The 25,591-nt window shown below is 34.1% G+C and carries 19 protein-coding genes; 7 read left to right on the forward strand and 12 right to left on the reverse strand.

Translation table 11 applies throughout. The annotated features are described in order from the left end of the window. Positions 1 to 53 precede the first annotated feature (53 nt). From cysM to QMA06_RS14250, 5 genes are all read right to left on the reverse strand, one after another. On the reverse strand, positions 54 to 938 hold the full coding sequence (cysM, locus tag QMA06_RS14230; protein ID WP_290207558.1) for a cysteine synthase CysM: 885 nt from the start codon (positions 936 to 938) through the stop codon (positions 54 to 56). A 6-nt stretch (positions 939 to 944) separates the two neighbouring features. After that, on the reverse strand, positions 945 to 1,682 hold the full coding sequence (gene epsC, locus QMA06_RS14235) for a serine O-acetyltransferase EpsC (protein ID WP_290207559.1): 738 nt from the start codon (positions 1,680 to 1,682) through the stop codon (positions 945 to 947). A 435-nt stretch (positions 1,683 to 2,117) separates the two neighbouring features. Then, the gene (locus QMA06_RS14240) at positions 2,118 to 2,258 is read right to left on the reverse strand and encodes a hypothetical protein (protein ID WP_290207560.1); all 141 of its coding nucleotides are present in this window, start codon (positions 2,256 to 2,258) and stop codon (positions 2,118 to 2,120) included. Between the two features lie 381 nt (positions 2,259 to 2,639). Continuing rightward, complete coding sequence (locus QMA06_RS14245; RefSeq protein ID WP_290207561.1) at positions 2,640 to 3,260, reverse strand: phosphoadenosine phosphosulfate reductase domain-containing protein; 621 nt, start codon at positions 3,258 to 3,260, stop codon at positions 2,640 to 2,642. Between the two features lie 464 nt (positions 3,261 to 3,724). Next, positions 3,725 to 4,150: an RrF2 family transcriptional regulator gene (locus QMA06_RS14250; protein ID WP_290207562.1), complete on the reverse strand. Its 426-nt coding sequence runs from the start codon at positions 4,148 to 4,150 to the stop codon at positions 3,725 to 3,727. Between the two features lie 316 nt (positions 4,151 to 4,466). On the opposite strand from QMA06_RS14250, the gene metK reads away from it, so the two are divergent. Next, a complete protein-coding gene (gene metK / locus QMA06_RS14255; RefSeq protein ID WP_290207563.1) occupies positions 4,467 to 5,720 on the forward strand; it encodes a methionine adenosyltransferase in 1,254 nt (417 codons plus the stop codon). A gap of 108 nt (positions 5,721 to 5,828) precedes the next feature. Here metK and QMA06_RS14260 read toward each other — a convergent pair whose 3' ends face one another. After that, positions 5,829 to 6,761 (reverse strand): dihydrofolate reductase, encoded by a 933-nt coding sequence (locus tag QMA06_RS14260; protein ID WP_290207564.1) that lies wholly within the window; start codon positions 6,759 to 6,761, stop codon positions 5,829 to 5,831. A gap of 287 nt (positions 6,762 to 7,048) precedes the next feature. On the opposite strand from QMA06_RS14260, the gene QMA06_RS14265 reads away from it, so the two are divergent. After that, positions 7,049 to 7,351, forward strand: a complete 303-nt coding sequence (locus tag QMA06_RS14265; RefSeq protein WP_290207565.1) for an isoamylase early set domain-containing protein — start codon at positions 7,049 to 7,051, stop codon at positions 7,349 to 7,351. An 87-nt stretch (positions 7,352 to 7,438) separates the two neighbouring features. Here QMA06_RS14265 and QMA06_RS14270 read toward each other — a convergent pair whose 3' ends face one another. The 6 genes from QMA06_RS14270 to QMA06_RS14295 form a co-directional block, all read right to left on the reverse strand. Further along, positions 7,439 to 9,985, reverse strand: coding sequence for a M4 family metallopeptidase (locus QMA06_RS14270; RefSeq protein WP_290207566.1), 2,547 nt, complete (start codon positions 9,983 to 9,985; stop codon positions 7,439 to 7,441). Positions 9,986 to 10,646: 661 nt separating this feature from the next. Further along, positions 10,647 to 11,471, reverse strand: coding sequence for a thymidylate synthase (locus tag QMA06_RS14275; RefSeq protein WP_290207567.1), 825 nt, complete (start codon positions 11,469 to 11,471; stop codon positions 10,647 to 10,649). Positions 11,472 to 11,663: 192 nt separating this feature from the next. Further along, the gene (locus QMA06_RS14280) at positions 11,664 to 13,376 is read right to left on the reverse strand and encodes a nucleoside transporter C-terminal domain-containing protein (protein WP_290207569.1); all 1,713 of its coding nucleotides are present in this window, start codon (positions 13,374 to 13,376) and stop codon (positions 11,664 to 11,666) included. 15 nt (positions 13,377 to 13,391) lie between these two features. Beyond that, positions 13,392 to 14,009, reverse strand: a complete 618-nt coding sequence (locus QMA06_RS14285; RefSeq protein ID WP_290207571.1) for a bifunctional nuclease family protein — start codon at positions 14,007 to 14,009, stop codon at positions 13,392 to 13,394. A gap of 276 nt (positions 14,010 to 14,285) precedes the next feature. Next, positions 14,286 to 15,248, reverse strand: coding sequence for an electron transfer flavoprotein subunit alpha/FixB family protein (locus QMA06_RS14290; RefSeq protein ID WP_290207572.1), 963 nt, complete (start codon positions 15,246 to 15,248; stop codon positions 14,286 to 14,288). Between the two features lie 131 nt (positions 15,249 to 15,379). Next, positions 15,380 to 16,126, reverse strand: coding sequence for an electron transfer flavoprotein subunit beta/FixA family protein (locus QMA06_RS14295; protein WP_290207573.1), 747 nt, complete (start codon positions 16,124 to 16,126; stop codon positions 15,380 to 15,382). Positions 16,127 to 17,111: 985 nt separating this feature from the next. On the opposite strand from QMA06_RS14295, the gene QMA06_RS14300 reads away from it, so the two are divergent. The 5 genes from QMA06_RS14300 to QMA06_RS14320 all read left to right on the forward strand — a co-directional run bounded on the left by QMA06_RS14300 (position 17,112) and on the right by QMA06_RS14320 (position 25,571). Next, a complete protein-coding gene (locus QMA06_RS14300; protein ID WP_290207574.1) occupies positions 17,112 to 18,089 on the forward strand; it encodes a pyruvate dehydrogenase complex E1 component subunit beta in 978 nt (325 codons plus the stop codon). A gap of 87 nt (positions 18,090 to 18,176) precedes the next feature. Next, complete coding sequence (locus QMA06_RS14305; RefSeq protein WP_290207575.1) at positions 18,177 to 20,687, forward strand: DUF5686 and carboxypeptidase-like regulatory domain-containing protein; 2,511 nt, start codon at positions 18,177 to 18,179, stop codon at positions 20,685 to 20,687. Between the two features lie 1,443 nt (positions 20,688 to 22,130). Further along, positions 22,131 to 22,295, forward strand: coding sequence for a hypothetical protein (locus QMA06_RS14310; protein ID WP_290207576.1), 165 nt, complete (start codon positions 22,131 to 22,133; stop codon positions 22,293 to 22,295). Between the two features lie 206 nt (positions 22,296 to 22,501). Next, positions 22,502 to 23,029: an inorganic diphosphatase gene (locus QMA06_RS14315; RefSeq protein WP_290207578.1), complete on the forward strand. Its 528-nt coding sequence runs from the start codon at positions 22,502 to 22,504 to the stop codon at positions 23,027 to 23,029. 121 nt (positions 23,030 to 23,150) lie between these two features. Beyond that, positions 23,151 to 25,571: a sodium-translocating pyrophosphatase gene (locus QMA06_RS14320; protein WP_290207579.1), complete on the forward strand. Its 2,421-nt coding sequence runs from the start codon at positions 23,151 to 23,153 to the stop codon at positions 25,569 to 25,571. The last annotated feature ends 20 nt before the right edge of the window (positions 25,572 to 25,591 follow it).

Here is a 25,591-nt window from a genome sequence, read left to right on the forward strand (position 1 = left end):
CTTTGAAATTACCCTTTTTTATGAGTTATTTATGAGCTACCTCAGCTTCAAAATTAAGAAACGTCAAACAAACTGGATGATAAATAACGATCACCGCGATCACAAATAATGGCAACGACCACACCATGATCTAAGTTATCAATTAACTTTAAAGCTGCAGCAACAGATCCACCACTACTCATTCCTGCAAAAATACCTTCTTCTTTTGCTAAGCGTTGTGTCATTGCTTTTGCTTCTGTTTCATTAATTTCTATAATTTTATCTACTTTGTCTCTATTAAAAATACTTGGAACATATTCTGGCGACCATTTTCTTATACCAGGAATTCGCGACCCGTCTTCGGGCTGCGCTCCAATTATTTGAATATTCTTGTTCTGTTCTTTGAGAAATGTAGATGTTCCCATTATAGTTCCTGTGGTACCCATAGCAGAAACAAAATGTGTAATTTTATGTTCTGTATCTTTCCAGATTTCGGGAGCTGTAGTTTTGTTATGTGCGCGCCAGTTATCATCATTTTCAAACTGATTTAATAAAAAATATCCCTCAGTATCGCGCATATTGAAAGCCACATCTCTAGATCCTTCAATACCACGATCGGCTGGCGTTAAAATTAATTCTGCACCATAAGCACGCATAGTTTTTATCCGTTCTTCAGTAGAATTTTCAGGCATTACCAATGCGATTTTCAAACCAAATAATTGGGAAACGTAAGCCAATGCTATACCAGTATTACCACTGGTAGCTTCAACCAAACGGTCTCCTTTCTTTAAATCACCCCGCTTTAGAGCTTCAGATATCATATTGTAAGCTGGTCGGTCTTTAACGCTTCCACCTGGATTGTTTCCCTCTAATTTGAAAAACAATCTTACGTTTGGCTTTGAAACTAAACTTACACTTTCTACCAGAGGTGTATTCCCTATTTGTTTTAAAATGCTCATTATTAGTTATTTACTTGAGATTTTTATATCTGACTTATGAGTGACTATAGAATTTTTAGGTATGGATTGTGTTATCCAAACATTTGCACCTATTGTACTATTCTCACCAATTACAACATCACCACCAAGTATAGTGGCGTTGGCATATATGGTAACATTATCTAAAATTGTAGGATGTCTTTTTACATGCTCTAATTGTTTCGCAACTTTAATTCCTCCCAAAGTTACCCCTTGGTATAGTGTAACATTATCTCCAATAACAGCCGTCTCACCAACAACGACACCCGTTGCATGATCTATAAAAAACGATTTTCCTATTACGGCTCCGGGATGGATATCCGTCCCAGATTTACTATGTGCGTATTCACTAATCATTCTTGGTAAAATAGGAATTTCGAGTTGCCACAAAATATGGCTGATACGATACATCGTAATTGCATAAAACCCAGGATATGCCAAATAAACTTCTTTGACACTCTTGGCCGCCGGATCGGTATTATAAGCTGCATTGGCATCTAGAAACAATTCTGGTTGTAACGCTTGAACCTCGTTTTTAAATTTTTCCCAGCGCGTGTTACAAAGTCCACACTCTAAGCCTTCAGAGATTTTAAAAAAGGAGGCCTTTATTCCATTTAATTTCTTCTCTTGATTTATTGGAGAATCCAAAACAAAATAAAATAATTCTTTAGCCAAATCTTCTACTTGCTCTTTAAATCTTAAAGGAATTTGCAATATCTTGTCCATAGGACTTTTTTGTTTTAATAAATTAAGTCAATTCTTACGTTATAATATTGAACTTATTTTTCTTCGATGTAAGTATCAACCCTCAAAAATAAGAATTGCTGTTTTATTAAAAAAGAATACACTGAATGAACATGATTAAATTTAAAATTACAAGACGTTCTATCTAATTCCTTACATAAAGTGCGAGATAATTAATGATACTACCGTCAACAAGATAATCTGCACAAAAAACCTAAAATCTGATTTATGCTTTTTTATTAATTTCATATTTATTAGACTTAAAATTAAAGTACAAATATCTGATTAAATCGATGTTCCATTGTTAATTTATCCGTAAGAAACGGTTATCGTTATGTATTAAAACACAAAATCTTTAACTATTAAAACGGAGTTTAAAAACCAATAATAGTATATAATTAGTCCCAATATCGGGGATCATCCAAATAAAGTAATAAAAGCATCTGTTTCTAAAGTTTCGGTTTCTCCATTTATAGTAATAACAACCGCTTGAATTTTATATTCACCGTGCTCTTGCCTGATTTTTGCTGGTGTAATTAAGTTAATTTTATTGAGCAATTTTAATTCTTGGACACGTTCTACAGAATTTAATGCATCTCTAAATTAGTTCCGTCCATGAAACAAAGTGACATCTGCGATCACATTAGCTAGAAAAATACTGCAATCTAGAGCAAAGTCTCTTTACCGTAGAGTAATTTAATATTTATCATTTGCACACCCTCTTGTCGCTGATCGCACATACCTTTCGTTAAGCACAGACTTTTAAATTTCTCTTCATAAACCTGTCTAATATTGAAAAGTTATTAATTGCAAAATCAAGGATGTTCTTTTCTACTATTGGAATTTCTAATTCTGTTCTAAGACTTTGTATATCCTACATCAACCTTTCTACATCGACTCCATATTGTTTAGCTTAGCAAAGGAACCTTACTTTAATAATTATTCTAAGTGTATTCCACACTCTCTATTAAGGAGTGCTTTTATAGGATCGAAATAATAGTGATTTTTGGCTAATTGATTATCTTCAATATATTGATCTAAATCGGCATCGCTCCAATAATAAAATGGACTTACTTTAAGAATGCCATCTTTACTATAACTTAAAATATCTTTTTTATCTCTAAATTCGGTTTGTCTTACCCGGATATTAGTAAACCAAATATCTGGATCTTGTTCTTGCAAAGCACGCCTAAAAGGTTCTAATTTTACAGCTTCAGAAAAAACAGCATGGTTATCATCTTCTAAACTTGGTAAGCCGATAGACGCTTCAATTTCTTCTTTGCTATATAGACTTTGATATTTAAAAATATTGAGATTATACTTTTTAATTATAATAGATGCATGCTCATATGTACTTGGTTGATTGTACAAGGTATCGCACCAAACGACTTTAATATCTTTTTCTAACTTAGACATGGTGCTCAACAAAACCGAAGAATACACACCAAAACTAGTTGTAACTATCCTATTATCAGATAATTTTAATGCCCATTTAACAATTTCAGTCGGACTTTTATCTCGTAATTTTTTATTCCAATATGCTGTATCTATATTAATCATTTTATTCTTTTAATGTTATATAAAAATATCTGCTTAAAAATCTTAAGTGTCATATTTTAATCTTTGCTTCTAATAGTACCACTAGTGTTAAGCACAGATGATCATATAAGAAATAGAGATGTCGTCAATGGCCATGGATCCTTACATCTTATAGGTTTACTGATACTTGTCCCCATACTTATTGAGGTATACGCACTTTTAAAATATTGATTTTCAATACTCATGATTTTTGGTTGTCTGTAATTCTTTTTACAATTAACCTTTTTATCCTATCAACTTACTAGAGTAATGCAAACCTAGAACTTTATTTTAAATGAACAACATAAAAATTTCGGAAAAATAATCTTGAAAACTTGAAAATTTGATAGTTACCTCTATTGAATCTTTATTTGATTAAATAGATAATAGCTATATTATGCGTTGAATTGTAATCTAAGTTCAACTAGTAGTTGAAAACTTATATACTATAGCTTTAAATTCGTGTGTGCTAAATCAGCTAATGTCGTGTTTCTAAATATTTCTAACGTATTGTCACGAACTTCAATCATTAATTTGTGTACAGCGCAAGTCGTCTCATCCGGACAATCATCACACTTTTCATAAAAATTGAGACTTACACAAGGCACCATTGCAATTGGTCCTTCTAATAATCGCATAACTGTGGTCATTGGAATCTCTTTTGGGTCTTTTAACAAATAATAACCACCACCTTTACCCTTTTTTGAACTTAACAAGCCATTTTTTCTTAAGGTCAATAATATACTTTCAAGAAATTTTTGTGAAATATTTTCAGATTTTGAAATTGAAGAAATCTGAACTGGCATCCTCACATCTTGTTTGGCCAAATACACCAGCGCTTTTATTCCATATTTTGTTTTCTTTGAAAGCATATCGTAAATCTACTAATTTTTTCATTTGTAAGAACTTAAACAACTTCAAATTAAAAATTATAAATTTTCTTTGAACCTTTAGGTACTCAGTTTTAATATTAATGCGTATTTTTGCACAGATTTAAGAGGAAAAATTTGATCTGATTGCAACCTCTAATGCTAAATTCGTTTAGCAGCTGTTCTTAATATAAAAGAGCAGATCCTAAAACATAATTAGGATAAAAAAAAATGCTAAAGCAGTAAGTTAAACGGACTTCTCTAGCGACCTAGCAATCTCAAATTTTTCATAATAACTATAACCTAAAACATAGGAATTATGCCATATTTATTTACTTCAGAGAGTGTTTCTGAAGGACATCCAGACAAAGTAGCGGATCAAATCAGCGATGCGCTTATCGATAATTTTTTAGCTTTTGATCCAGAATCTAAAGTAGCTTGTGAAACTTTAGTAACCACCGGACAGGTTGTTCTGGCAGGCGAAGTGAAATCAAATACTTACCTCGATGTTCAAAAAATTGCAAGAGATACTATTAATAAGATAGGTTACACTAAAGGGGCTTATATGTTTGATGGCAACTCTTGTGGTGTACTATCTGCCATTCACGAACAGTCTGAAGATATCAACAGAGGTGTAGATAGAGCCTCTAAAGAAGAGCAAGGTGCTGGCGACCAAGGAATGATGTTCGGTTATGCTACCAATGAAACTGACAACTATATGCCGCTAGCTTTAGATTTATCGCATAGAATCTTAAAGGAACTGGCTACGTTACGTCACGAAAACAAAGCCATTACGTATTTAAGACCAGACTCTAAAGGACAAGTTACCATAGAGTATAGCGACAACAACGTGCCTCAACGCATTGATTCTATCGTAGTTTCTACCCAACATGATGAGTTTGATACAGATGATAAAATGTTGGCAAAGATCCGCAAAGATATTATTGAGATTTTAATTCCGAGAGTAGTATCTCAATTGCCCGAACATATTCAGCAATTATTTAATGATGATATTACATACCATATCAACCCTACAGGGAAATTTGTTATTGGTGGACCACACGGTGATGCAGGATTAACGGGCCGTAAAATTATTGTTGATACATACGGCGGTAAAGGAGCACATGGTGGTGGAGCTTTTTCTGGTAAGGATCCGAGTAAAGTAGATCGTAGTGCTGCATATGCAACAAGACACATTGCCAAGAATTTAGTCGCTGCTGGTTTATGTGACGAAATTTTAGTACAAGTCTCTTACGCCATCGGAGTTGTAGAACCAATGGGTATATTCGTTGATACTTATGGTACTTGCCATTTTAATTTAACGGATGGCGAAATTGCTAAAACTGTTAAGACATTATTTGATATGCGTCCGGCGGCTATCGAAAAGCGTTTAAAATTACGCCAACCTATGTATAGCGAAACTTCAGTTTACGGGCACATGGGTAGACAACCCGAAACCGTTAAGAAATCATTTCAACAACCAAATGGAGAGACAGTTTCATTGGATGTAGAATTGTTTACTTGGGAAAAGCTGGATTATGTTGATAAAGTAAAAGCTGCTTTTGAAATTTAATTGAACTTCTAAAAAATAACATTAAAACACGCTAGCTTCAACGTTAGCGTGTTTTGTTTTATACAAATGTCTCAATTATACCTAGTCTTGGATCCGTACTATTAGCTTTTATTTCCTCTTATACGTTATAAAAGAGAACGCATAGGCATGCTTTTCATCGGCATCGTGTGTGGTTCTATTGATTTCTGACCACTTCGTAGGGTCAATTTCCGGAAAAAACGTATCTGCATTTTCGAATGTAGAGTGCACACGTGTAATCTCAAGTTTATCTACAATGGACATCGCTTGTTTATAAATTTCCCCACCACCAATAATATATGGTTGGTTGTCAAATCTTGCTGCATCGAGAGCATCATCTAAAGAATTAACCACAATAACACCTTCGGGAACCTTATAATCGTGTTGCCTGGTTATAACGATATGAGTTCTGTTTGGTAAAGGCTTTGGAAAACTCTCAAAAGTTTTGCGGCCCATAATTATATGGTGACCATTGGTGAGCGTTTTAAAATGTTTTAAATCGTCACTTAAATGCCAAATTAGGTCATTATCTTTTCCGATCGCATTATTTTCTCCTGCAGCCACAATAATTGTTAATTCAGAAAGTTTTTTTTTCTCTAAATTTTTAGGCGCATTTTTAGATTCATTATATGCTTGTGATTGTGCGATTTTGGTTTCCTCTTTTGTGAAATTATTTTTTAAACTATTAATACGCTCTTGTTGTTGATTCACTAATTTTTCAAGTTGTTGTTTCTCCCAATCTTTACCCATAAACTTATGGGTTATAAAAACAGATACAAAATGATAAATAAATAGAAACAACCAAGCCACTATTGCATAAACAAACCAATCAATATTAGCAATTTTAAAATTTTCACCAATGCCTAAAACCGTATTTGCAATAATTAAAAATACTGCACCAATTAAAAAAATAACAAAATGAAAATACAAACGTTTTTTCTGCTTAATACGTTTTTGGGCATTTTCAATTAACTCTAATTGGTCCTTATCTATAGTGGAAACTTGTTTTTTCTTACCGAACATATTTGTAATTTAATAAGATAAAGATACTTGTTTTTCACTTTATGAATGCAGTAATTTTTAGAGTTTTAATAATTAATGATTTCGATAACGATGTAGTTGAAAATCAAGACTTAAGGTTTTAATTATAGATATTGCTAATTCATTAAATTTTAGGATTATATATTACGTAGTTTAAAAAAAAGCAAAGCCTATATTATGAAAATGATAATTCTTTAATTTTTAGACATTTAATAGCGAATACCTGCATCATTATTTTATAGTTTTGTACTATAATTAATTTATCTATTATGGCAATTAAAAAGCAGTATTTAAAAAGTAAGCCAGTCTGTAAGGTCACATTTTCTGTACCTGCAGATGAGGCAAAAAATGTAGTGGTATTAGGAAGCTTTAATGAGTGGAATACACAAAAAGCTACAAAATTGAAAAAATTGAAAAATGGAATTTTTAAAGGTACCGTTGATTTAGAAAAAGATAACTCTTACGAATTTAAATATCTCGTTGATGGTACTTCTTACATCAATGATGAACATGCGGATGCTTATGCTTGGAACGATTTCGCAGGTGCCGAAAACAGTGTTATCAAATTATAAGAATAATTTATAACATAAGACTTAATAAAAAAGCGTCTCGATTAAAATCGGGACGCTTTTTATATTTATCTGCATGTAGAATATGGTTTATTCCTTAAAGAGTTTTATAACAAATTTTGATTCTTTCGAGGCAACAGACATAAAGTACATTCCAGAAGACATGTGAGATAAATCGATTGTCATAGAATCTGACATATCTTGTAAGTTCATCTTCTTAATCTGTCTTCCGTTAATATCGTAGATAGTAGCCTCAAGTATATCCAATGATTTCATTTTCTGAATGGTAAATTCTCCTTTTGATGGATTAGGATATACATGTATGGCATTCTGTAAGGCAAATTCGTTTATAGATAAGGTCGTACAATTATAGATCATTACTTCATCTAAGGCCCAACCTATAATACCATTACAACCATCGGTTCCAACTTCAAATCTAAACTGTATTGTAGAATTAGCAACAACACCAATAGTGGATAAATCTAAAACACTAGTTCCCCATGCTAAATAAGTTCCAACGTCCGATCCGGTAAAAGCAGGCTCACCAGCTAAAGGGTTATCACTCTCTCGCAATTCCGCATCATTATAAGGGTTTTCTGTAAATGCAGCTAGAGGCAGAATAGTCCATTCGCCCCCATCAAGGCTATATTTAATATTTGCACCATCCCATTCATTTTCCAAAGAAATTACATGGTTAAATGCCATTTCGAAAGCAGAGGTTGAGACATTCGGTATTGTAATAACCGGACTAATTAAACGGATAATTCCATTTTCTAAAATCGTATTACAATCTCCAATAGCAGTTGCCTCCCCATAAGCAATATTTCCGAACCTGTTAGCGTTGGTTCCGTTACCAACAACCCAATCTCTCGATGTCCAAGTGGCAGAATTTACTGGTACTTGTTCGGTAGTCCAATTTCCTAATCCCGATTCCCAATCCTCAAAGAAAATAGGATTATTAATTGCGGCATCACACAACTCATTTTCTAAAGCTTCTAATATTATTGAAGTATTTGGACAACCAGGATCTGTTCTTAACTCTACCGCTAATATTGTATTAACCAATTGGTTTAAATCCTGTAACGTTATAATTTCGTTAGATGGTCCTGCAGCTATTTCAGAAGTGGATAAACCTTCTAAATTAAAACCTATTAAATCGTTACCTGCAGCCACAAGCGCATCGGCAAGTGTTGAGAAATCACTTGAAATAGTTAAGTACTGACTTTGAGCTCGCCAAAATATATGAGCCGCTTTTGTAAAACCAATGCCGTTTATAGTATATCCGTTATAATTGCCCCCATCAACCAATAAGGTGTAAGCACGATTGGGAACGCCAGAGTTAACATGTACTCCGCCTGAATCCGCAGCATCACACCAATATTCGATATCCATTACTTTTCCCGGATCTCCCATACATGTCGGATCCCACATATCTCTAATAGCACCACCAAAAGAAGACGCATCCTCGCCTATTAACCAGCGGTCAGAACTATTGCAATTAGTTCTTATAGAGAAATCCTCACCTTCGTCTTCGTAATTATTTATTAAGTCAATAGTTTCACCCCAAATATCAGAATAGGCTTCATTTATAGCACCAGATTGGTATGAATATATTAATCCGCTTGTATATTCTGTATAGGCATGAGACCATTCGTGCCCTATAACATCGTCTGTGGCAGTTCCATCACAAAAATTAATATTAACACCATTCCAACTTGCATTCGGACAAAAGTCTGCATCGTCAACATTATTTAAAATAAGCATTGTAGCGTCAGCACCATCAAAAGATACAAAGTCAAAAGCGTTTTTAAAAAAATTATACGTATGTCCTGAGGCAAGAACTTCGTTTTGTTGCCATATCGTTAACAATCCTGGAAAAGCATCACCTTCTTGCCATACGATATTAGAACCGTTACCTTCATAAACAGCACGATCTATTGCATGAGCAATCCCCGTAAATTGTTCTATTATTTGACCATTATTGGCATCTACAAAAATAAATTCTCGAACGTCATTCTCATTCGTTACTTCAATCCTATAGACTAAGTAATTTGAACCACGATAGCCTTGTACTAATCCTTTTTGGAAGACATAAAGTGCACTTTCTTTTATAATCAATTGGTCACTTGAGTAATTAATATCCTGATTATTAATAGTGTCGATAGCTATATTGGCAGCTTGTTCTTGACTTAAATTTGGAATAGCCTTTAATTTAATATAAGGAATATAATTACCATTGATCGCCGTTATTTTTCCATCGCTATTAAAATGAAATTTTAATTGACCATCGAAAATTGGTACACCTTGATGTGTTTGCTGAAGTACCACATGTTTAAAATCATATTGATCCGTTTTAATAGTGTCGAGATGAAACGTATTCTCCAAAATCTTGATATCGAAAACATTCTTAAAACGGTCTAAAAAAGACATGGATTTATCTAAAACCGTATAACCTTCTACTTCCAATGGTTCATTTAAAGGAAATTTAATAAACTCAGGAATTCCTGAATTTACATTTATCGTAACAGTAGCTTTTGTGATAGATTTAAAATCTTCAATTGCTTTTTGAAGGTTTTGAGCTGAACTTGTCAAGCCCAGTATTAATAAAGTAAATATGCACAGAAGATTTTTTTTCATAATTAAAAGTAAAGTTAAGGTGATTAAAAGTAAAATTAGCCCAAGTATAAATATGCTCAGGCCTGAAAGATATCTTAATATATTCTAATAATGAAATGTCTCGCTACGACTTTTAATACTTTAGTACCACTTATTTTAAATCCTCGGTTTCTGCTATGAGACAATTGATTGTTTATAAATATAAATCGGAAGCCAAAATTCTATGAATAATATAGCAACAACATATCATCTTAAATCTAGTGTATTTACAACAACCGAACGGTCATTAAAGCTTTAAAAACAATAATAACAAGTAGTCCGTCTTTTGTTCCCGGCAATTTAAATTTTGGCTCTGTTTTATAAGTTGAATTACCCCTATAGCAATAGATTTATGATGGGCCTTAATATTAATTTGTTCTGTTCTGCCTTTTTACCAATCGTAATTCCACTAGAAATTTTGTGGTTAAATCCGTTGGGAAAACTTTAACCGTTAATTTATAATTAAAATTGACAATAATATAATCCTTGATTTTGTCTGTAGGGCATTTTTAGTTTCCTCAAAACTTAAATCTTTACCACAGCCCCAATATGCAGGATACGTCGCCTATTCAGTTTCTTAATTTATAAAAAAAATGTCGCAAGGAAAAGTTACAGTGAAGATGATAGTTTTAATATAATAAACTTATACGGCAACTTTACCTTTAATATGTGGATGTGGATTGTAATCGACCAACGTAAAGTCTTCAAACTTAAAATCGAAAATATCTTTTACTTCTGGATTTAAAATCATCTTAGGCAACGGTCTAATTTCTCTAGATAATTGCAATTCTAATTGATCTATATGATTATTGTAAATGTGAGCATCACCAAAAGTGTGAATAAAATCACCTGCTTCGTATCCACAAACCTGAGCCATCATCATAGTAAACAAGGCATAAGAACCTATATTAAAAGGAACTCCTAAAAAGATATCTGCACTTCTCTGATAAAGCTGGCAAGACAATTTTCCGTCAGCCACGTAAAATTGAAAAAAAGCATGGCACGGTGGTAAAGCGGCCTTTCCATTGGCTACATTTTCAGAAAAAGACTTAGAGGTATCTGGCAAAACCGATGGATTCCATGCCGAGACTAACATTCTACGACTATTCGGATTATTTTTTAAAGTGGTAATGATTTCCTTAATTTGGTCTATGTCTTCACTCGCCCAATTGCGCCATTGATGACCATAAACAGGACCTAAATCCCCATTTTCATCAGCCCATTCATTCCAAATTCTTACACCATTTTCCGTTAAATATTTGGTATTAGTATCGCCTTTTATAAACCAAAGTAATTCGTAAATAATAGATTTCAGATGCAGTTTTTTGGTCGTTACCATTGGAAATCCTTCACTCAAATCGAAGCGCATTTGATATCCAAAAACACTTTTTGTGCCAGTGCCGGTTCTATCGCCTTTGTCGTTGCCTTCAGCTAAGACGTGTTTTACTAAGTCGTGGTATTGTTTCATAACATGTCCCACGGAAGTGGGAATCTCTTTAAATTAAACTAAAATATTGATGTAATTGAATGCTGAAAATAAATTCAACATGACTTAAAGCGAAAATAAAAAAAAAGCATCAAATATTATATTTTGATGCTTGAGTATCTATGATTAGTTATTAACTATAATTTATAAGACTCTGCTTTTTAAAGAATTTTACTACCCAATAATCATTCCTGCAATCGTAGCAGAAATTAAAGAAGCAATAGTGCCTCCAATTAAAGCTTTCATTCCAAATTTAGATAATTGTGTACGTTGGCCTGGTGCTAAAGAACCAATGCCTCCAATTTGGATTCCAATAGATGCGAAGTTCGCAAAACCACATAACATATACGTTGCCATTATAATCGACTTCTCATAAGTAAGGTGTGTGGCGTTTGCTACATTTTTTAAATCTGCTAATTGTATATAACCGATAAATTCACTTGCAGCTAATTTAATTCCTAAAAGCTGTCCCATTAAAGCCATATCTTCAGATGCTACACCAATCAACCACATCAATGGTGCAAATAAATACCCTAAAAGAAACTCTAAAGACAAACTATCGTATGCCGTGTTTTCTGCTATGATTTCATTTAATGAGGTAAATTGCCAATGTATATTCAAGCTTTCAATAATAATCCCATCAAATCCCGCAAGACCACCTAAAATTCCATTAATCATCGCAATAAACGCCACGAATACCAAAAGCATAGCACCAACGTTTACAGCTAGTTTTAAACCTTCTGTTGTTCCATTTGCAATAGCTTCCAAAATATTAGAACCTATTTTTTCTTTTGAAACGGCAACATCTGTATTAACATCTTCTGTTTGTGGAAATAAAATTTTAGAAATTACAATAGCTCCTGGTGCTGCCATTACTGATGCTGCTAATAAGTGTTTAGCATAAAACAATTGTAACGCTTCGTCTTCTCCTCCTAAAAATCCAATATAGGCAGCCAAAACTGCACCGGCTACAGTAGCCATTCCACCGATCATTACTAGGAGAATTTCAGACTTATTCATTTTCTCCAAATAGGCTTTTATCAATAAAGGAGCTTCTGTTTGACCTAGGAAAATATTACCCGCAACACTTAAGCTTTCTGCACCAGAAATACCTAGAACTTTCGATAATAACCAGCCCAACCCTTTTACAACTTTTTGAATTAAGCCTAAATAAAATAAAACTGAAGTTAAAGCCGAAAAGAATATAATTGTTGGTAATACTTGAAAAGCAAAAATGTAACCGAAGGAGTTTACATCTAACATGCCACCTAATAAAAATTCACTTCCTGCTTGCGTAAATCCAAGTATAGCAATAAAACCTTGCCCTATAAATTCGAAAACAGTTTTTACAAAATCTATTTTTAAAACTCCAATTGCAATTATTAATTGAAAGAGTAACCCAATACCAACAGTTTTCCAATTAATAGCTCTTCTATTACTACTAAATAAAAAGGCAATAAAAATTAAGGTTACCATTCCTAATATGCCTCGCCACAAACTGTTAAAAGAAAATCCTTGATTTGGAATAATTTCTCCTTTAGTGGCCACGGGTGTAACTATCGTTTTATCTTTTTTTGACACTAAATTGAAACGCATCTCATTTCCAGAGAAAACCAAAGTAGAATCTGTAAGTTCTGTAATTTTATATCGCTTAATAGAGTTTAATGAATCATTGTGATACAGTAGCAACAAATTATTTTGGTACATATAATCTCCTTTTAAATCATCTACTGTGCTCGAGGAAAAGTTGAATTCTCCTTTTTTAAATTCTAAAGTAGAATAGTTATTTTCAGAAGTTGTTGACTCCCATATTTTTTCAAGTTCTTGCGCTGTTATTGATGAAAGGCTAATAAAAATAGCCAGAAAAGCCTTGAAAAACTGATTCATAAAAAGATGTGTTAGTTAGCGTTTGGAAATTTCGTCTCTTAACTGAGCTGCCTTTTCATAATCTTCATTATTAACGGCTTCTTCGAGAAGTGAATTGAGTTCTTCTAGAGATTTATTTTTATAACCTTCTTGTTCTACTGATGCTGCTTCAATTTCTTCAACAATAAGATCATCAACAAGAATACTATCTTGTTCTTCATCATCTTCCTTTTTCGGATTGACCTTAAGATAAATACCAGCTTTGTCTAAAATATTTTTATAGGTAAAAATCGGTGCTTGAAAACGTAAAGCCAGTGCAATGGCATCGCTAGTTCTGGCATCAATAATTTCTTCAATTTTATCGCGTTCGCAAATTAAACTTGAATAAAATACGCCATCAACCAATTTATGAATGATAACTTGTTTTACTACAATATCAAATCTGTCAGCAAAGTTTTTAAATAAATCGTGGGTTAACGGACGCGGAGGACGGATTTCCTTTTCTAAAGCAATAGCTATGGATTGCGCTTCAAAAGCACCAATAACTATAGGTAATTTACGGTCACCATCAACCTCATTAAGTATTAAAGCATAGGCACCATTTTGGGTTTGACTGTATGAAATGCCTTTGATATTTAAACGAACTAAACTCATATTTTAAAACTATACTCCTCAACACTTTTTGGTTGAAGTATCCTTATTTACCTTTCCTTTAGAAAAGTCATAATTCTTACTTAGAATTAGGGCTAAGGCAAAACACAAAGAACTGTTTAAATTTGGACTTTACCAACTCCATTTTACAGATTTGGTTAATTTCCACTATACTTTCGATAAAATGTAAGTATTGAGAAATCTTCTAAATTTAAACAGTTCTTAATATAAAACGCTATTTTATTACCAAATTGAATTGAAAACTACAAGGTAATAAAATTATGCGTTTGCAGCTTTAAAAGCTTTTAATTTTTCAATTAATTTCGGAACCACTTCAAATGCATCACCGACTACTCCATAATCAGCAGCCTTAAAGAATGGCGCTTCTGGATCTGTATTAATTACCACTTTTACTTTTGAAGAATTAATACCTGCTAAATGCTGAATCGCTCCAGAAATACCAATGGCAATATATAAGTTGGAAGCTACAGGTTTCCCAGTTTGCCCCACGTGTTCACTATGTGGTCTCCATCCTAAATCTGATACTGGCTTCGAACAAGCAGTTGCTGCTCCTAACACTTCTGCTAGCTCTTCTATCATTCCCCAGTTTTCAGGCCCCTTTAAGCCTCTTCCACCAGAAACAACAACTTCGGCATCGGCAATGCTCACTTTATCCGTTGCTTTATCAACAGACTCCACAGTAACTCCAGATTCTGGAATAGAAGGAGTAAAGTCTTCAACAGTGGCACTTCCACCCGATTCTACTAACCCAAATGAATTGTTAGATAAACCAACAATTTTAATATCCGTTGTAATTTCAGTATTGGCAAATGCTTTATTGGTAAAGGCCGAATGTTTCACCGTAAATGGAGACACGTTAGATGGTGCCTCAACTACGTTAGACACGTAACCAGCTTCTAAACCAACGGCTAACAATGGCGCTAAATATTTGCTATTTGCGCTAGAACTAACCACAACTACTTTTGCATCTTCATTTTTTGCTGCCGCCTCTAAAATGGCTGCATATTTCTTAGCATTGAATGCCTTTAAACTGTCATCCTTTACCAATAGAACTTTGGATGCCCCGTAGGCACCAAGCGATTCTGCATTATCTGCATTAACAGCAACGGCAGTCACTGAAGTTCCCATTTGGTCAGCAACAGCCTTAGCGTAAGACACGACTTCTAAAGCCGCTTTTTTTAATTTTCCGTTTTCGGATTCTGTATATACTAGAATTGACATAAAATTTTATTTATGAGATTTTTCCTGAACTTAATTCAAGAACTTATTGTTATTACCTATTTAATATCATGAGATTCCGAAATAGCACTTCGATTGCGCTCAGTGTTAACCTTCGGAATAATAAAGCTGCATTAAATCACTTTAGCCTCATTATGAAGTAAGTTTACTAACTCATCTAAATTATCAGCATCTACCAATTTAACCGCGCCTTTTGGAGCTGGTTTTTCGAAACTTACAGCTTTAGTTTCAGCTTTGGCATCCGTAGGTTCTACCACAGATAATGGTTTTTTTCGCGCCATCATAATTCCTCTCATATTAGGAATACGCAAGTCACTCTCTTCCACCAAGCCTTTCTGCCCACCAATGACTAATGGTAATGCCGTACTTACAGTTTCCTTTCCTCCATCAATTTCCCTAACCGCTTTTGCGCTTGTGCCATCAACTTCTAAACTAATACAATTGGCAACAAAATTAGCATCAATTAAACTAGCCAACATTCCTGGCACCATAGCACCATTATAATCAATAGATTCTCTTCCCGCTATGATCAAATCATACCCTCCATCATTAGCTACATTCGCTAATTGTTTGGCCACGGCATATCCATCGGTTGCTGGAGTGTTAACTCTTATTGCTGTGTCAGCACCAATAGCTAGAGCCTTTCTTAAAGTCGGTTCCGTTTCTGGTCCTCCAACATTAACAACATCTACACTTGCGCCTTGCTTTTCTTTAAACCACATAGCTCGGGTAAGGCCAAATTCGTCATTAGGATTGATAACATATTGTACTCCATTAGTGTCGAATTTAGTATCACCATCGGTAAAATTAATCTTTGAGGTTGTATCAGGTACATGACTAATACATACTAATATTTTCATATAGAAATGATTTATTTTAAACGTCTTTTTTATTGAGTACGAAGATAAAAATAATATTTTGAAATTTACTATGCGTGCATAACAAATTTTAGAAAAATTCAATTTTAATCTATTACACTATTAATTCTTCAGGAATTTAAAGATTTTTTGCCGATTATTTAAATCTGAAAGTTTTATGAAGTATAACCCTGTAGAAAATTTGAAATATTAATGATGTCTTTATCAAATTTAGTTGGAGGTATTTGTTGTTTACCAGACCTCGTATACACCTCTACAATTAGCGAATCATTGTTTAAGTGGCAATATTTAAATACGACATACCTTCAATTTTTTAAATTTTTATACGTTGAAAACTTTGTTTCTCGAGAGATAATGCCTCGTCTTCAAAAGTTAATAATAAGTAGCGAAAATTGCATTTTCTCGTCCAACATCAAATTCCCCGGCTTCACCATTATCTAGATTAACCCGAATATTCCATAATTACCACCCTCATTACTTCCAATACCCAATACAATTTATTTTCAAAATTAAGTCTCCGGAAATTCGTACGCATACAGTTCATTAATAAAAGGTCTGTTGCCATGCACAACGGTATATTCTTTAATTAATTCACCTCCGGGATTAATATTTGGAAACGTTTGATAAAAACCATAAATAATATATTCGGCAAAAATATTTGTGATGTTCTAATCTTGATGTGTAAGTATAACTGTGCCATCGGACTTAAGTGTTACACAAGGTATATCTGCAGGTAATTCAATTTTAATAGAATGATTTTACATGGGACTATGCACGGAGACCCGCGCAAAACTGTAACTAGAAATTATCACAATGAGCCCAATAAAAATGAAGTTTTTTAATTTCAAAATCATTATGTGGTTCAATAAGAATTATGAGTTACAATTTTTTATTTTTTTCACTTTGCATTTAATGTCATTATATAATCAATAATTATTATTTTTGCTACTCGTAAAAATTATAGATAATGAAGACAATTCAATTTAGAGAAGCGATTTGCGAAGCCATGAGCGAAGAGATGCGTAGAGATGAAAGCGTATACCTTATGGGCGAGGAAGTAGCAGAATATAATGGCGCATATAAAGCATCTAAAGGCATGTTAGATGAGTTTGGAGCAAAGCGAGTTATAGACACTCCAATTGCAGAACTTGGTTTTGCGGGTATCGCTATAGGATCTACAATGACGGGCAACAGACCCATTGTAGAATATATGACGTTTAACTTCTCTTTGGTTGGTATTGATCAGATTATAAATAATGCTGCAAAAATTAGACAAATGTCTGGCGGACAGTTTAAGTGCCCTATTGTTTTTAGAGGACCAACAGCTTCTGCGGGGCAATTAGGTGCAACGCATTCTCAAGCTTTTGAAAACTGGTTTGCTAACACTCCGGGCTTAAAGGTAATTGTACCTTCTAATCCCTATGATGCCAAAGGGTTACTCAAAGCAGCCATTAGAGATGACGATCCTGTTATTTTTATGGAAAGTGAGCAAATGTATGGCGACAAAGGAGAAGTGCCAGATGGCGAATATGTACTACCAATTGGGGTTGCCGAAATTAAACGTGAAGGTACAGATGTTACAATTGTTTCGTTTGGTAAAATCATAAAAGAGGCCTACAAGGCTGCAGACGAATTAGAAAAAGATGGTATTTCTTGCGAAATTATAGATTTACGTACCGTTCGACCTATGGATAGAGAAGCGATTCTAACTTCTGTTAAGAAAACAAATCGTTTAGTAATATTAGAAGAAGCATGGCCTTTTGGGAATGTCGCGACAGAAATCACTTATTTAGTGCAGTCTGAAGCCTTTGATTATTTAGATGCCCCAATAGTTAAAATAAATACAGCAGATACTCCTGCGCCTTATTCACCAGTTTTATTAGCAGAATGGTTGCCTAACAGTGACGATGTTATTAAAGCGGTTAAAAAAGTAATGTACAAATAAATTGCAGTTTTCTGCGTTTAATAGACTTCATCAGTAACCTCTACGCTAAAGTTTAGCACGGTTGTTGGTGAAGTTTATTTTTTTATTATGAAGTTAAAATTATTTATCCCCTTTTTAATTCTAGGTTTGTGGTCGTCAATGGCTCAGACCAAAGTAAGCGGACACGTCTTTGATGAGAATGATGTCCCAATTCCCTTTGCTAATGTTTTATTTAAAGGCTCAACCCAAGGTACTATTACCAATGAAGATGGAAAATTCTATTTAGAGTCTGACGAAAATTGGGAAACCCTTATCATTTCTTTTGTTGGATTTGAGATGTTAGAAATACCGTTAACTAAACGCGTAAACTACGATCTAAAATATATTCTTAAAGAAGAAGCTTCCTCTTTGGATGAAGTGGTGATTGTTACCGGAAAACAATCTAAAAAAGCTTCAGAAAACCCAGCCATAAGAATTCTAAAAAAGATTTGGGAACGTAAACGCCATAACGGGCTGAGCCAGTTTAAACAATACGAATACGACCAATACGAAAAAGTAGAGTTTGACCTTAATACCATAGATAGTGCTTTAATTAAAAGTAAATTATTTAAAGGTATGGAGTTTGTATTTGAAGAAGTAGACACCTCAAACGTTACAGGCAAAACTTATTTACCAATTTTCTTGAATGAATCCGTGAAGAAAATCTCTGGTGACAATACCATCAACAAAGAACGCGAAGATTTATTAGGTAATAAAAATTCTGGTTTTAGCAATAACCAAGTCATTATAGATTTTATAGACGATCTGTATTCCGAATATAATGTATATGATAATTACTTAAAGTTTTTTGACAAAAGCTTTGTAAGTCCATTAAGTAGAACAGGTATTCAAACCTATAATTATGTATTGTCCGATAGCGCATATATTGGTGACAAGTGGTGTTATAACATTATCTATTATCCTAGACGAAAAAACGAATTAACCTTTAAGGGTGATTTTTGGGTCAATGATTCTACATACGCCATCAAAGAAATTAACCTTCAAGCTTCTAAAAGTGCGAATATTAACTGGGTTAAGGAAATTTATATCGAACAAGAATTTGAAGTGCTTAACGATTCCGTCTTCCTTATTGAACGTGATTATTTTCTTTCAGATTTTGCTTTCAATAAAAAAGAAATGTCTCGAGGAGTTTACGGAAAACGAACTACGATTTACGATAATTACAAGTTTGATCAACCAAAGAATCCTGATTTTTACGATAAAGACGTTTATCATTATGACGCCGATGTTTATAACAGGGAAGATGATTTTTGGGAAACCAATCGTCTTGAAGCGCTAAATAAAGATGAAAAAGGTGTGTATAAAATGTTAGACACGCTGAAAACAGTTAAAAAATTTAAACGGTTATACAATATAGGAAGCATCCTGGCTTCAGGATATATTGAGTTTCCGAGTATTAAATTCGATTATGGTCCTATCTTTTCAACCTTTGGATACAACGAGGTTGAAGGCGTTAGAATACGTACCGGCGGCCGAACCTATTTTGGCCAAAATGATCTTTGGAGACTCGAAGGGTTTTTAGCTTACGGTTTTAAAGACGATAAAGTTAAACATGGAATTTCAGGTAAATGGTTATTGGATAAACGGTCTCGATTTACAATTTTTGGTGGCCATAGAAGAGATATAGAACAGATTGGAGCGAGCCTAACAAGTTCCTCGGATGTATTAGGCCGTAGTTTGGCGTCTTCTGCTGTTATTGGCACAAGCACAAACGATAAATTATCTAATATTAATTTAACCAGTTTTGGATTTTCCGTTGAGCCTTTAAGAAATTTTGAAATCCGCATGGACGGAAGTGTACGTAAATTGAGCTCGGCATCACCAACATTCAGTTTAGATTATAACGATCCTAATTCTCCTACAGGAATTTCTTCTGAAATTCAACAATATGAATCCCGATTATCACTTTCGTATTACCCAAAACGTCAAATGACCGGTTTCGGCGTAGAGCGAAGAAACAAAAATGATAATTTTGCTACCCTTTTTGCACAAGTAAGTCAGGGCTATCGTAATTTATTCAATAGTGATTTTGATTATACTAAAGTTCAGTTTTCTTATATACAACCTTGGCAACTTGGAGGTTTCGGTAGATTAACAACCTCTGTAGAATTAGGAAAAACTTTTGGAGAAGTCCCGCTTGGTTTACTTAGCGTTGTTCCTGGTAACCAATCCTATTTTTCTATATACAATACGTTTCCACAATTAGATTTTTACGAGTTTGTTACAGATACTTACAGTTCACTACATATTGAACATAACTTTAATGGCCGTATTTTTTCCCGCATACCTTTTCTAAAGAAGTATAATCTAAGAGCTATTGCGGGTATACGCGGTGTTTGGGGAGAACTTTCAGATGAAAATATTGCGTTAAATACTACTAACAACCCTGTACAAATCCCATTGGTTGCACCAGATTCGCGCATTTATTACGAATATAGCTTCGGTATAGCCAATATTTTTAAGGTGTTACGACTCGATTTTAATTTTAGAGGTAATTACTTAGATCGTCCAAATGCTAGACCTTTTGGAGTTACTGGTAGTTTTGGGTTTTATTTTTAACAGCCCGATTTTTTTTGCTTAATTTATCTGAACAACTTTTTAGACATTTAGTTTTTACGCAAGTCTTTGATATTGATCACCTTTCGCTTAAACATTTATTGAATTCGTCATTAAAGAATTGTACTTTGTAAGCGCTGTCAATTTTAATATTATAAAAAAAGCAGATCAATCCGCATCTTTTATGGTTCGGTTTAACCAGATTATTTCTGAAGAAGACGGGGAATCTAAAGTACCATGGAGAGGGGAAGTATCGCATATATAAGGCGGAGAGGATAAAAACTTTTCAGACTTTAATGATGCTGCAAAATTTATTCAAAAATGATTAGCAGATCTAACATTATAAGCCACAAAACATGAATCCCCAAAAAGAACAAGACTCATTATTAAAAAAAAGTTTTTCGATTTGGAAAACTAGGGCTGAAGAAGAGCCTAAAGTGTTTATGAAACTATAAAAGATGTACGGAAATCGCTAGCGTGTCGTCAAGATCAAATAAGTGATTTTGGTGAGGACTTAAAAGAAAAGGTAAAAATTTACAAATGGAGAAATGCTTCACCTTCAGGTTTTAATGCTATAAAAGATTCCATCGCTTAATTGTCAGTCCAGATTCGCGACTTCATGTATAGATTATTACCATTAATGTGCCAGCAAAAAAGAGTCGCACATCTAAGCAAAAACCGTAAAAAAATCGTCTACTTCTGCTAAAAAGAAGTTACTCTTAAATGTATCTCCTGAATAACAAACTGCAAGAATTAAAGCGATTTCGAGAAAATGCGATTATCGTATTTAAATTTGGGACCGTTTAATTTATGACGCTATACTGTGAAAGTAGATTCGAAAACACGGGGAAGAGACAAGACCGTTCAACTTTTAGAATATTTAATTTCAAATCGGCAACGTCATGCGCTTCATAAATAAAATCTTATGAAATATCTTTGGAAAGAAGGCAATAATCGGCGAAGCTTATGGCATGAGTTCAATTTTTTGTTAAGATTAAGACCGTTAGTAAAAGCCAACTTACACTAAACATGTAGCTTGGTTTTTTTCATTTTCAGATTCTCGTATTCCGGACTTCATTTTGTATTTTTAAAGAATAACGTTATATCTGGTTTTGAAAATCAATTAAAGGCATTATCTACATTATATTATAGACCTAGTATAGACCTAGTAAAGTTTTTATATATAGAGAAAGTGAAGTAAGCTAATAAGTCTTTTCAATTATTATAGTTAAAGCATTAAAAGGTTTAAATGAATAGTTACTCGCTATGGCAAACATAATATGAAACACTCAAAAACTTTCGGATCGGTAAAATTCAACGCGGATCAAAACTGGTGCAAACGAGTACTAAAATTGGAGTGTATTATCTAAAATACTACGGCGATAAAATGGTAAATTCTGAAACCAACGTCAAAGAACGTTTAGACGAATCTAAAGCTTCTGATAAATGACAGCGATTATTGAGGAAATCCTGCCTGGTCATCTTGTGAGGGTTTTAACAAGTCTGAATTTGGCTAAAGAATTCCACGCAGATCAAGCTGCAGCCGCAGTTATTGCTATGGTCGATAAAACCATCCCTCAACTGTCAGCGATGCGTTTGAAGGATTGTTAAAAATTAAAAGTAGATCAGAAAAAGAACCAGGACAAAAACCGTATTTTACTATGATACTGCAATAAGTTTAAATGTACACTATAAACATTTACAGAATTACTTGCTCAAAATCAAAGGATTCAATACTTTTGCAACCCTCAAATTTTTAACAAAAAAACCATTAAGCGTTCTTAAAAAATTATAAGAGAACACCCAAACAATTGAATATGACAGCAGCAGGAAAATTAACCTTTGATGTATTAATAGAAATCCCAAAAGGAAGTCGCAATAAATATGAGTATGATTTTGAATTAAATAAAATACGTTTCGACCGTATGTTATTTTCATCTATGATGTATCCTGGAGATTACGGCTTTATTCCAGAAACTCTAGCTTTAGATGGAGACCCTTTGGATGTATTAGTTATGGGTACAGAACCAACATTTCCGATGTGTGTGATGGAAGTAAAGCCTATAGGAGTATTTCACATGGCCGATGAAAAAGGTCCAGATGAAAAACTAGTATGTGTACCAGTAAGTGATCCTATATGGAACAGCTACAACGATCTTCAAGATCTGAACCCGCATAGAATTAGAGAGATTACACATTTCTTTCAGGTATATAAGGACCTTGAAAAAAAGAAAGTTGATGTTGGTGGATGGGGAGATGCTCAGGAAGCTTACGACATTCTCAATAAATGTATCGACCGATACGAAAACAGTACACATAAATCTAATGGTGATTTCAAGATTTAAATAGTTTATAAAATATATTAGATAAAAGACCCTATTACAATGATTGTAGTAGGGTCTTTTTTATTAACATTCATTTCACTACTTTTAACAGGTATTAACTAATTAAAATAAATAATATAATATGGAGTCAATGATGATTTACATGCCAATAGTTTTGGCGCTTTTAGGATTAATTTACATGCTTGTAAAGAAATCTTGGGTTATGAAACAAGATGCTGGAGATGGCAAAATGAAAGAAATTTCAGATCACATTTACGAAGGCGCCCTAGCCTTTTTAAATGCTGAATATAAGTTACTCGCCATATTCGTAGTTATTGTAAGTATCCTGCTTGCAGTGGTTTCTTTCGTAGTACCCACAACACATTGGCTTATTGTAATCGCATTTATTTTTGGAGCTGTATTTTCTGCTTATGCTGGTAACATTGGTATGAAAATCGCCACCAAAACTAATGTTAGAACAACTCAGGCCGCTAGGACAAGTTTACCAAATGCACTTAAAATTTCTTTTGGTGGTGGTACTGTAATGGGACTCGGTGTCGCAGGTTTAGCTGTACTAGGGTTAACGGTATTTTTTATTGTATTCTTTCATGTATTTATGGATGGAGTTTGGACAAACACTATGGATATGACCATAGTATTGGAGACTTTAGCGGGTTTCTCTCTTGGTGCTGAATCCATTGCATTATTTGCCAGAGTTGGTGGCGGTATTTATACCAAAGCTGCTGATGTTGGTGCTGACTTAGTTGGTAAGGTAGAAGCTGGTATTCCAGAAGACGATCCTCGTAATCCTGCTACTATAGCAGATAACGTTGGTGATAATGTAGGTGATGTAGCTGGTATGGGTGCAGATCTCTTTGGTTCTTATGTAGCCACTGTTTTAGCTGCCATGGTGCTTGGTAACTATGTAATTAAAGATATGGGTGGTAATATTGGTGATGCCTTTGGAGGTATTGGACCTATCTTATTGCCAATGGCTATTGCTGGTGCAGGTATTATTATTTCTATCATCGGAACAATGCTAGTTAAAATAAAAAGTAATGATGCTAAAGAAGCTCAAGTCATGGGAGCTTTAAATATTGGTAATTGGACCTCAATTATTTTGGTGGCGGCCTCTTGTTTTGGGTTAGTCATTTGGATGTTACCAGAAACTATGCAAATGAATTTCTTCGGCGAAGGATTAGTTGAAATTTCTGCCATGCGCGTGTTCTACGCTACTTTAGTTGGTCTATTTGTTGGAGCGGTTATTTCTTCTGTAACTGAATATTATACGGGATTAGGTAAATCACCTATTCTTAAAATTGTACAACAATCCTCTACTGGTGCAGGCACAAATATTATCGCAGGTCTAGCAACAGGAATGATATCTACATTCCCATCCGTTTTATTATTTGCTGGTGCCATTTGGGCATCTTATGCCTTTGCTGGTTTTTATGGTGTTGCATTAGCAGCTTCTGCTATGATGGCAACAACAGCGATGCAATTAGCGATTGATGCCTTTGGACCAATCTCTGATAATGCAGGTGGTATTGCAGAAATGAGCGAACAAGATCCTATTGTACGAGAACGTACAGACATTTTAGATTCTGTTGGTAACACCACAGCTGCCACTGGGAAGGGGTTTGCAATTGCTTCTGCAGCGTTAACCTCATTAGCTTTATTTGCAGCTTACGTAACCTTTACCGGTATCGATGGCATTAATATTTTTAAAGCACCTGTATTGGCTATGCTTTTTGTTGGTGGTATGGTACCCGTAGTATTCTCTGCTTTAGCAATGAACGCCGTAGGAAAAGCAGCTATGGAAATGGTACAAGAAGTACGTCGCCAATTTAAAATGATTCCTGGCATTATGGAAGGTACTGGAAAACCTGAATATGATAAATGTGTGGCCATTTCTACACAAGCATCATTAAAAGAAATGATGCTTCCAGGATTATTAACTATTGGATTCCCATTAGTTATTGCCTTTGTTCCAATGCTCTTTGGAATGAATAATATGGCTATAGCCGAGATGTTAGGAGGCTATATGGCTGGTGTCACGGTTTCTGGTGTACTTTGGGCTATTTTCCAAAATAATGCTGGTGGAGCTTGGGATAATGCTAAAAAATCCTTTGAAGCTGGTGTAGAAATTAACGGACAAATGACCTATAAAGGTTCTGAAGCTCATAAAGCTGCTGTAACTGGAGATACCGTTGGAGATCCGTTTAAAGACACTTCTGGTCCTTCAATGAACATTTTAATTAAATTAACTTGTTTAATAGGTCTAGTAATTGCACCTATTTTAGGAGGTCATGCTGAGGAAACTGGTTTAGCAATAAGTGACGAAGACGTATCAATAGAAATGACAGTAGACACTAAAGAATTAGCTAAAGCGACCATAGATTATTCTACAATAGTTGAAGGCAAAAAAATAATGAAAACTATAGTTTTTGAAGGTACTCAAGCTGAAGTAGAAAAAGAATTAAAAGCTTTTGAAGCATCACTTACCAACGAAGCTGGTGAGGTTGAAAAAGTCATTGAAAAAATGGATATCTCTAAAGGATAAATTTTGAAAAAGGAAAATTA

It is taken from the genome of Winogradskyella bathintestinalis (assembly GCF_030407435.1).
Taxonomy (GTDB): domain Bacteria; phylum Bacteroidota; class Bacteroidia; order Flavobacteriales; family Flavobacteriaceae; genus Winogradskyella; species Winogradskyella bathintestinalis.

What these genes read in the sequence shown, in the direction of transcription:
- cysM (WP_290207558.1), bottom strand. Translation starts at nt 938, where the DNA reads ATGAGCATTTTAAAACAAATAGGGAATACACCTCTGGTAGAAAGTGTA.
- epsC (WP_290207559.1), bottom strand. Translation starts at nt 1,682, where the DNA reads ATGGACAAGATATTGCAAATTCCTTTAAGATTTAAAGAGCAAGTAGAA.
- QMA06_RS14245 (WP_290207561.1), bottom strand. Translation starts at nt 3,260, where the DNA reads ATGATTAATATAGATACAGCATATTGGAATAAAAAATTACGAGATAAA.
- QMA06_RS14250 (WP_290207562.1), bottom strand. Translation starts at nt 4,150, where the DNA reads ATGCTTTCAAAGAAAACAAAATATGGAATAAAAGCGCTGGTGTATTTG.
- metK (WP_290207563.1), top strand. Translation starts at nt 4,467, where the DNA reads ATGCCATATTTATTTACTTCAGAGAGTGTTTCTGAAGGACATCCAGAC.
- QMA06_RS14260 (WP_290207564.1), bottom strand. Translation starts at nt 6,761, where the DNA reads ATGTTCGGTAAGAAAAAACAAGTTTCCACTATAGATAAGGACCAATTA.
- QMA06_RS14265 (WP_290207565.1), top strand. Translation starts at nt 7,049, where the DNA reads ATGGCAATTAAAAAGCAGTATTTAAAAAGTAAGCCAGTCTGTAAGGTC.
- QMA06_RS14270 (WP_290207566.1), bottom strand. Translation starts at nt 9,985, where the DNA reads ATGAAAAAAAATCTTCTGTGCATATTTACTTTATTAATACTGGGCTTG.
- QMA06_RS14275 (WP_290207567.1), bottom strand. Translation starts at nt 11,471, where the DNA reads ATGAAACAATACCACGACTTAGTAAAACACGTCTTAGCTGAAGGCAAC.
- QMA06_RS14280 (WP_290207569.1), bottom strand. Translation starts at nt 13,376, where the DNA reads ATGAATCAGTTTTTCAAGGCTTTTCTGGCTATTTTTATTAGCCTTTCA.
- QMA06_RS14285 (WP_290207571.1), bottom strand. Translation starts at nt 14,009, where the DNA reads ATGAGTTTAGTTCGTTTAAATATCAAAGGCATTTCATACAGTCAAACC.
- QMA06_RS14290 (WP_290207572.1), bottom strand. Translation starts at nt 15,248, where the DNA reads ATGTCAATTCTAGTATATACAGAATCCGAAAACGGAAAATTAAAAAAA.
- QMA06_RS14295 (WP_290207573.1), bottom strand. Translation starts at nt 16,126, where the DNA reads ATGAAAATATTAGTATGTATTAGTCATGTACCTGATACAACCTCAAAG.
- QMA06_RS14300 (WP_290207574.1), top strand. Translation starts at nt 17,112, where the DNA reads ATGAAGACAATTCAATTTAGAGAAGCGATTTGCGAAGCCATGAGCGAA.
- QMA06_RS14305 (WP_290207575.1), top strand. Translation starts at nt 18,177, where the DNA reads ATGAAGTTAAAATTATTTATCCCCTTTTTAATTCTAGGTTTGTGGTCG.
- QMA06_RS14310 (WP_290207576.1), top strand. Translation starts at nt 22,131, where the DNA reads ATGACAGCGATTATTGAGGAAATCCTGCCTGGTCATCTTGTGAGGGTT.
- QMA06_RS14315 (WP_290207578.1), top strand. Translation starts at nt 22,502, where the DNA reads ATGACAGCAGCAGGAAAATTAACCTTTGATGTATTAATAGAAATCCCA.
- QMA06_RS14320 (WP_290207579.1), top strand. Translation starts at nt 23,151, where the DNA reads ATGGAGTCAATGATGATTTACATGCCAATAGTTTTGGCGCTTTTAGGA.